The sequence below is a fragment of the Okeania sp. SIO2B9 genome (genome assembly GCF_010672505.1).
Classification (GTDB): Bacteria; Cyanobacteriota; Cyanobacteriia; order Cyanobacteriales; family Microcoleaceae; genus Okeania; species Okeania hirsuta.
Genome location: NZ_JAAHGK010000134.1, coordinates 1 through 8,976, shown reverse-complemented (window position 1 = coordinate 8,976; position 8,976 = coordinate 1). Strand labels below are relative to the sequence as shown.

The 8,976-nt window shown below is 33.2% G+C and carries 8 protein-coding genes; 3 read left to right on the top strand and 5 right to left on the bottom strand.

The annotated features are described in order from the left end of the window. The first annotated feature begins 75 nt into the window (after nucleotides 1-75). Both F6K13_RS07285 and F6K13_RS07280 read left to right on the top strand, forming a co-directional pair. Nucleotides 76-1,014 carry a MoxR family ATPase gene (locus tag F6K13_RS07285; RefSeq protein WP_287287103.1) on the top strand — a complete coding sequence of 313 codons (939 nt, stop codon included), beginning with the start codon at nucleotides 76-78 and terminating at the stop codon, nucleotides 1,012-1,014. A 1,018-nt stretch (nucleotides 1,015-2,032) separates the two neighbouring features. Next, nucleotides 2,033-3,598 (top strand): mechanosensitive ion channel family protein, encoded by a 1,566-nt coding sequence (locus tag F6K13_RS07280; RefSeq protein ID WP_240041640.1) that lies wholly within the window; start codon nucleotides 2,033-2,035, stop codon nucleotides 3,596-3,598. 336 nt (nucleotides 3,599-3,934) lie between these two features. Here the strand turns inward: F6K13_RS07280 and F6K13_RS07275 are convergent, their stop codons facing one another. The 5 genes from F6K13_RS07275 to F6K13_RS07255 all read right to left on the bottom strand — a co-directional run bounded on the left by F6K13_RS07275 (nucleotide 3,935) and on the right by F6K13_RS07255 (nucleotide 7,770). Then, complete coding sequence (locus F6K13_RS07275; RefSeq protein WP_205127681.1) at nucleotides 3,935-4,450, bottom strand: hypothetical protein; 516 nt, start codon at nucleotides 4,448-4,450, stop codon at nucleotides 3,935-3,937. Nucleotides 4,451-5,255: 805 nt separating this feature from the next. Continuing rightward, nucleotides 5,256-5,936: a hypothetical protein gene (locus F6K13_RS07270; protein WP_287287101.1), complete on the bottom strand. Its 681-nt coding sequence runs from the start codon at nucleotides 5,934-5,936 to the stop codon at nucleotides 5,256-5,258. Between the two features lie 8 nt (nucleotides 5,937-5,944). Then, nucleotides 5,945-6,238: a hypothetical protein gene (locus F6K13_RS07265; RefSeq protein WP_287287100.1), complete on the bottom strand. Its 294-nt coding sequence runs from the start codon at nucleotides 6,236-6,238 to the stop codon at nucleotides 5,945-5,947. A gap of 734 nt (nucleotides 6,239-6,972) precedes the next feature. Next, nucleotides 6,973-7,323 (bottom strand): carbon dioxide-concentrating mechanism protein CcmK, encoded by a 351-nt coding sequence (locus F6K13_RS07260; protein ID WP_124143537.1) that lies wholly within the window; start codon nucleotides 7,321-7,323, stop codon nucleotides 6,973-6,975. A 141-nt stretch (nucleotides 7,324-7,464) separates the two neighbouring features. Next, nucleotides 7,465-7,770 (bottom strand): BMC domain-containing protein, encoded by a 306-nt coding sequence (locus F6K13_RS07255; protein WP_124143536.1) that lies wholly within the window; start codon nucleotides 7,768-7,770, stop codon nucleotides 7,465-7,467. Between the two features lie 368 nt (nucleotides 7,771-8,138). Between F6K13_RS07255 and F6K13_RS07250 the strand changes: the two genes are divergently transcribed. Beyond that, nucleotides 8,139-8,976: hypothetical protein (locus tag F6K13_RS07250; protein ID WP_287287099.1), on the top strand; the 838-nt coding region annotated here is incomplete at its 3' end.

Below are 8,976 nucleotides of genomic sequence, written 5' to 3'. Positions count from 1 at the left end.
CGGCGATGTAGGTAGGCAGGGGCTTGCCGATGGTGACGGGGCTGGAGGGCTCGAGCACGCGAAGAGTTGAGCTGACTGAGCATTCGGTCACAACTATATCAGACTCTCAATCAAATAATTGTCGGTCAAAATATACCTATTCAACAATTATTAATCGCCCTGTTGACTGGAGGTCATGTAATAATTGAAGGAGTTCCAGGCACAGGAAAAACTCTCACAGTCAAAGCATTAGCTAGATTAATTCAAGCCGAATTTAGCAGAGTTCAACTAACACCAGATATTCTACCATCAGATATCTTAGGAACTAATGTATTTGACCTCAATAGTCGCAACTTTACCCTAAAAAAAGGTCCAATTTTTACAGAAATATTATTAGCAGATGAAATTAATCGTACTCCACCAAAAACCCAAGCAGCTTTACTCGAAGCTATGGCAGAACAACAGGTAACATTAGATGGAGAAACTTTGCCATTACCAAATTTATTTTGGGTAATTGCTACTCAAAATTCCCTAGAATTTGAAGGTACATATCCATTACCAGAAGCACAATTAGATAGATTTTTATTCAAGATTATTATTGATTACCCAGACATAGCAGCAGAAAAACAAATGTTGCTCAATGTTCAACAAGGTTTTGCTGCAAAAAGTATTCAATTAAATCAAATTAAACCTATAGCAACGGTCGAACAAATAATTATTACTCGTCAAGAAATAGAAGCAATTAACGTTCAAGAAAAAATATTAGATTATTTATTAGGGTTAGTTCAGCAAACCAGAAAACATCCGGATGTAGCTTTAGGTGCTTCTCCACGAGCGACAGTAGCATGGTTACAAACCAGTAAAACACAAGCTTGGTTAAATAATAGAAATTATGTAACTCCAGATGATATTAAAACAGTGGCATTACCTCTATTACGTCATCGGTTAATTTTGAAACCTGAAGCGCAGTTAGATGGAATAATAATTGATAGTATAATTAATTCTATATTGAAACAAGTTTCAGTACCAAGGTAATAAGTAAGGAAGAGGGAAAAAAGGAAGAGGGAAGAAGGAGTAAATTTTGAAAAAAAAGGGGAAAATGATAGAGATAGCTGTCTAATAATGAATTAGAGCAGCTCTTTTTTAGCATTCTTTTTTATATCATGTCCGGTTGAAAAGTTATAAATAAATGACAAAGGAGTCAGGAGTCAGGAGGGAAAAAAGAAGAAGAAAGAGAAAGTTTTTTGTTTGCTGGCGCACAACTGCGTTAATGTGTAAGCGGAACGGAGTTCTATCGCGCTCTTATCCGGACATGATATTACCCTTGGTATTAGAAGCTTAGAAGTGATAATTTTAAATTAAGTTGATTGGCGATCGCCATGAATTTCAAAGTTATATTTCAATATTAATTAAACCGAATAATTAAGACCAAAAATATCTCCCTAGCTACACCATAGGATGTTGTCCTACAAACATAATTTTCCCTTTGATTCAATCCTCTAATTATTAATTATTGAACAAAAAAAATATACTATCAGAGTTTTGATATTCCATCGAAAAAACTGATAATTAAAATTTTAATCTTAAGATATAGCAGTCGAAGGAAAGCTTAAGACAGATTGCCAGCTTAAAACTCAGATAATGTAATATTTTTTATTCTTCCCTCTTTCTTCTCTTTCTTCTACTATATTGACTAATGATTTATAGCTCAAAACTTACCATTTACCAATTATTAATAATAAAAAAATATTACTTTTTTCCGGAACTATACCTAATACTCTTGTTCAACTATATATGTATCCAATTCAATTAGTAAAGCAGTGTAGGAATTAATAATTTTGATGGAAAACCAAACTTCTATCAACTTGTCCTACATTGTGTTACAATTAATTAAAAATTTATTGATATTTTATATTATTGTATATTAAAATACGAAAGGGTGGAAAAAAGAGTGATTGTAAAAAATAACTATAACTATAATTATAAATCTCGTCAATCAGGAATACTTCAATTTATTATATTTAGCATAATCGCGCTCATCCTCAGTAGCTTAATGATATTTACTCCAGGAGCAGCATTAGTAGAATTTAAAAATTCTACAGCTCCAGTAGTTTTAGATGGGCGACCAATACTCAAGATTAGCAGTGCAGGGGAATATACTGCCCAGAAAAGAGCCGAATTAATTGAACAAAAGTTATCAACTGTAGTTTCATCATCAAAACCTATACATTTAAAAGTTAAAACAGATGAAAAACTACCAACAATTTGGTTAAACGATGCCTATCTATTAACTGTTACTCAAAAAGATGTTTTTCCAGGGAGCAATCTCAAAGAGCAAACAGACATTTGGGCAGAAAAAATTGAGGATTCAGTAAAAATAGCTCAAAAAGAACGCTCTTTAAAATTTCTGGGAAACACATTAATTAAAGTAGGATTAATTATTAATGGAGCTATAGTAATAAACTGGCTATTAAAGTTAGTATGGCGAAAATATTTATATCAAGTTATATTGTTTTTTTTGGGAAATCATGGCATTGCTCATCCTGAAGAGAGCAAAAGTTTATCTATATTAATTAGTTTAAGTTTGCTAGTTACAAGAATAGCTTTATGGATAGGAACAATTCTGTATATTACTAATAAATTTCCCCTAACTCGACAGTTTAGTTATCAGTTTACCGATACCTTAATTTCCACCTTTACTTCTCCGGTAATTCATTTGGGAAATCAAACATATTCTGTACCCGATCTATTAATTTTAGTAGGTTTAGTCTGGGCATTAATAATTGGTGTTGGTGGAATAACTAATATTTTAAGATCGCGCATTTTACGAGTAACCGGAATTAACCGAGGCGCTCAAGAAGCGATCGCCACTATGACCAAATACAGTTTAATCACTATTGGTGTGATGGTATTATTGCAAGTATGGGGTTTAGATTTGAGTTCTATTACCTTGTTAGCAAGTGCGTTTGGCGTTGGTATTGGTTTAGGTTTCCAGGATATTGCTAAAAATTTTGGCAGTGGTTTGGTATTATTGTTTGAGCGACCGATACAGGTGGGCGACTTTGTAGAAATTGGAGAATATCAAGGAACTGTTGAACGCATTGGCGCCCGCAGTACAATGATTAAAACTTTCGACCATGTGTCTATTATTGTACCTAACTCCCGGTTTTTGGAGGCGGAGCTAATAAATTGGGATCATGACCACCCAGTTTCGGCGTTGCGGTTACCAGTAGGAGTTGCTTACGGATCTAATGTAGAGGGGGTATGTCAAGCTTTATTAGATGCAGCAGCAGCAGTTTACCCCGATGTGTTATCGATGCCAGAACCCCAGGTTTTGTTTATTGAGTTTGGAGATAGTTCTCTAAATTTTGAGTTGCGGGTATGGACAGCGGAACCGAGCAAACAGGTAATTATTAGGAGTGAGTTGTATTTTAAGATTGAGGCAATATTGCGAGAGCGTCAAATAGAGATTCCGTTTCCGCAACAGGATTTGCATTTGCGGTCTGGGAATTTACCAATTGATTTATCCCCACGAATGGAAGCGATGTTGATGCAGTTTTTCCAGCAGGAAAGCAATGGGAAAAAAGTTAATTTGACTGGTAAGGAGCAGCGGAATTAATATAGCGCGTAGCGCTAGGCAACAGGCAACAGCTCATCTGGCAACATTGAATATTTCCCTGAATAACTAACAATTAATAATTTACCTAACACCTACCACCTATAACTGATTAAATATTACTAACACTACATGAGCTATTCCATGAGCTAGTATTGCAGACTCTAAACCTTTTTGCCAATACAGATATCCGAGAATTAAACCAAATAATGAATTAATCGTAATAATATAGGAAATAAATATCGCATTTACCTGAGTTTGAAATCAAAAAGCTATTGGTAAATGTCTGACCCCAAATAATAAAGATGACAACAAAATTGCCATAACAAAGTATCGCCCTTAGGGTTTACCTTTTCCTCTTTGAAAAATTTTCCATCCTATCCAAACTAGGAGTGTCATTAACCCCCATCTAATTAATAATTCTTCGGTAATACCTCCAAATAAAATGCGAGTTATAAATGGTAAATTGTTGGATATTTCCGAACTTTTAGTTACAAAGTCTGAAGGTAAAAACGGTTGCCATAATAAAGCAATGAAGACTAAAGCTAAATCTCCGATGAAATCTCCAATCATACCTGGTAATATTTGCAGTTTAATTACTGGCATAAGTGGATTTTTCTTAGCGATCGCTTCTGCTAAAGGTGCTGATAATTTAACTTTTTCAGCTAAAGCAACTTTAATAATTACTGCTATAGATAACAACACAGTTTGCTGGAATAAAGTAAACAGTTTAATTATCCATGAAGGAAGTAATTTATTATCTTCTGGTAGAGGTATATCGAGCAACAATAAAGATAATATTCCGATCATACCTATTACCCACAAAACCCAAAATAATTTATTTTTGTAGCTCATAAATCTGTGATTTTTGATGAGTCTAATATTATCTTTTTTCTGATGAGTTTAATACCTCACTGTCTACAGAGTGAATTCGTTGAACTTTGTAGGGGTGGAGCAACTTTTTTCAGTATCCCCATAAACTTTTTACAACTTCAGTACTTCCTTCTTCAATCAATTCCATTTAACTATATTAAATTCAGTTATAACTATATTCGATAATTAATAATTAATACCAAATTCATTTCTAACTTGCATAGAATAATATTTTAATCGGAGTTGACTGTAGCTCTAGATAGAAAAGTTAATAAGTTTCATAATTCTATGTAATCTCAGATAAAATTGCTATGAGACCTAAGACCTACGACCTACGACCTAACACCTAACACCTAATTCTGTGCAGCCTCACATAAAATTAGTATAACAATTAATAATTACCTCTCCTGAAAATTATCGGATTGGCGAAAAGAATTTTTTGTCTTTCTTTATTCTTCAAAGAAGAGGATTAAACCTTAATTATTCGGTAATTATCTTTTTCTTTATCATTTTCTTTGTGGGTTTAATACCCCACCGTCAACGGGGGTGTTCAAAATTACTTGGGGGAGCGTAGACGCGGAGCGGCCCTTCGTTGACTATCCCCATGTAATTTTCCTCCTGTCTCCTGTCTCCTGTCTCCTGTCTCCTTCTTCAAGGGTTTAATACCCCACCGTCTACAATTGGTTGGGGATAGTCAACGACCTGCCACTTCCTGTCTACAAACCCCATCCACTTTTTTCTTATTCCTTCTTCAAAATTATTTTTCAACACAGCCGATAGCTTGATTTTATAACTGATAATTAATACCTATAGCCAATAGTAAACTTGCTAAAACACTACCTAAAAAACCTATTCCCAAATTAGTCATATTTGACTGACTAGCTGATGCCATTGCTGTGTTTAAATCTGGTGAAGTTAAACGCTCATAATTTTTCACAGCTACAATTGTTTCTGGTAAAGATGATATTAAACTTCCCAAAAAATAATGCAATCCTGCAAAAATTGAATCACCAAACAATTTAGTCAGTAAATCATCATAAATTTCAGTCCAAGCTATAAATAATGTATTTAAAATATAACATAATAATATCAATAAAGCCGTGCCTACAATAAACTTCCACCAACTTGCTTCATAATCATCTGCATTAATATCTTCAAATAATTCAGGTCTTTTTTGCTTAAACTGTTTTTCATAAAGAAAAAAGACAAATATACCTGCTAAACAAGTTATACCACCAACAATTACCCAAGGTAAAGTTCGGGAATCTATGACTTCTGGCAAAGGTGCAAATTCCGATTCACCAGTAATAAACCAATAAGCTGTAGTAGCAAAGGCAAACATTGATAATGACATGGAAAAATGCCATAAAAATAGCATTTTTTCTTTATTAAGAATTTCGATAAAATTTTTGATATTAGATATTTTTCCTAAAAATACCCATTTACCTATAACAATTATTGGTGCCACAATAAACATTAGATAAATATTGGAAAATTTGAACCTAGAGGAGTTGCTATACCTCCTAACCTACCGAGACTCAATGATAGCAACATCAAAAATAATTCAGGATTATTTGTACTAGAATTGATTACTATTGTGCGTTGATTTTTACCTAAATATTTTTCAGCTAAACCTGCTGCAGAATTTACCATAGTATCTGTAGCAATAGGGATAAACCAAAAGCAAAAAATTATTGCTGCCAAGGCACTAATTGCCAAAAAAGTGATTTCATTAGTAGAGCGGTGTAATTGTATAATCCAAGTATCCATAGCTTCAGATAAGATTCAATATATAGCAGTCCTCGACAGGGTTGTGTAGAAAATCTTTTGGAATTAGAAAGTAGGTAACAGTAGTAATAGTTTCAGACTTTATTATCTGTATTTTAGTTTTTTTGCTATGTACTCGCACTACCTACACAAAATTCAATAGGAAATTAGCTACAATAAATAAAGACTATCCTGCTGTCATAGTCTTTACTCATTGTAGCTATTCTCAATCAAAATTCCATTCGATTTGTTTTTAATTGTCAACAATAGATAAATTCAATATTTTTTACAGAGATTCAATTGTGCTTATTTTAACAATAGCATATTGAATGAAAATGTTCACTTATTACTTTTTCAATTTTCACTATTAAAATCTCACCAATTTTGGGATTATTTTTACAGAATATATAGTTTCCTAATTAATTGTGATAGTTTTATGTGTTCTGGTTATTGATTTTTTATAATTATCTAATCATTAAGGTTTAAAGCCTCTTATTATTTGAATAAATAAATCAAAAAAAATATTCACCAATCTTTTTTTATACAGATAATTATTAATTATTGAATACCTAAAATCTAATATTTAATCCAAACTAGCTACTCAAATCATGCTTCCATAGTACCGTCCACTGTCTATATTTTTTAATACTAACCAAAATTGTAAATCTTGGTAATACTATAGTCTTATGGACGGCTTAAAATAGAATTATGTAGATATTTAATTAGTCAAAATTCATCTACCTATTAGGCAATCTTGGTACAGTTATTCCTTCTACTCGTTGGCGGAATTCTTCAACACCTGGATTAAAATCTATTGGTAAAACAGCCACAATATTATCATGAGGACGAGGAATAATTACCCAAGATTCCAAAGTAGCACCATAAGCTTTTTCAACAGCAGCAATTCCTGCATCCATAGCAGTTTTTACTTCCGAAACATCACCTCGAATTTGAACAGTAAACCGAGCACTACCAACCCTAATATAACCCACTAAAGTGACTCGACCTGCTTTTACCATTGCATCTGAGGCAGCTAAAATACCAGGAAAACCCTTAGTTTCCAGTGCTCCAACAGCTTGTTGTGCCATTATATTTCTCCTAAATTTAAGTTAAGAATTAATCTCTGCAATTAATTGTAAAAATTTTAGATGTCTATCATAACTAAACTATATATTCAGCCAAATTATCAATAATATTAATTTGAGCTATCAATAAGTTTAGGACAATATTCATCTAAATTGTTCACTAATTTCTGTATAACTTAGTGGTAATACAGATTCTACATTCTCCGGGGGATTAGGAACAATATAGTGACTGTCCACAATACCACCATAGACTTTTTCTGCTGCTTCAATGCCAGCTTGGACTGAAGGATAAACTTCAGAAGTTGGTCCCCGAACTACCACGACAAAGTGGCCTCTTTCAGCTATACCGTAGTAAACTAAGGTAACTCGCGCAGCTTTGACCATAGCATCTGCAGCAGCTAATATACTGGGAAAACCAATAGTTTCTATGAGACCTACTGCTTCTGGCATAGAAATACTCCTGTACTCTGCAAAAATAAATCAATATAATTGTAATCCTAATGGCTGATGCTGTATATATAAATTGATAAAAAAGCAATCAATTATACTGGACTATAAGGATTTTTATCTATATTCGATCTCTTTTAAATTTTCCTGAAAAATGTAGAATATAGTGTCATTTCAGTTATCAGTTAGCCTCCTCCGGAGGAACTGCGTTAACAGTTATCAGTACCTCTGCAATAAGGAGGCTTGAAATCTGGAATATTCTCTTTTTTCCCTTAAAAAGGGAGGCTATTGAACATAAATTTTCAGCCACTAACTTAATTTAAAGTTGTCAGATATTATTGCTTTTAAGGTTGTTGTTATTTAATTAATTTATGCACAATATAATCAAATATCAATTCATCAAAAATTTTCAGAATAATATGAGAGTGATTGCGGGTAAAAACCATAGTAAAATTCATTCAGCAGTCAAATTTATTCTGGTTACCCTATTAACTTTTGGCATAACAATTACTTGGTCATCTGTAGCTTGGGCACAAATACCATTCCTGCCAAATATACAACAAACGGATAATCAAGGACCAATTTTTGATTGGTTTAATCGACCATATCAATGTGGTAATTTAATGTGTAGTAAAGTCTGGTTTAATGGCAGACCTTTAATTACTGTCGCTGCACCATCAGCTAATACAGAAGAGAATCAAAGTGCTATTTCTACTGCCAAGCAAAGAGCAAAAACTGTAGAAATTAATCTTCAACAAGTTTTAAAGATAGTACTACAGTCAAAAAATAGTAAAATACCAAACCCATCACCTCCAAATTCAACCCCTACATCTAATAATCAATTACCAGAAAAACCATCTGATTTTGACCAACCATTGCTTGCAAAACCGACATTAACTCCCAAGGTAAAAGAACTTCAGACAAGAATCCAAAATATCACACCAAATATTGATATTATCCGCAAAGATAATATTAATAGTCAAGGCACAAATCAAAGCCTAAATCTTCATCCTCAAACACCCAAAATTGAAGTAGGAACTCTGAATAATTTAACAGTTATTTATGCGCCAGAACAACCAGGATTAACAAAACAAACTATACTCACAGTTACAAAATATGACGTAGTTGCCAACTTTGCTAATAGTGAATTGCAGCTAGCAAAGATCTGGCAAAATCGCATTACTCAATTCTTGAATAATGCGATTTTGA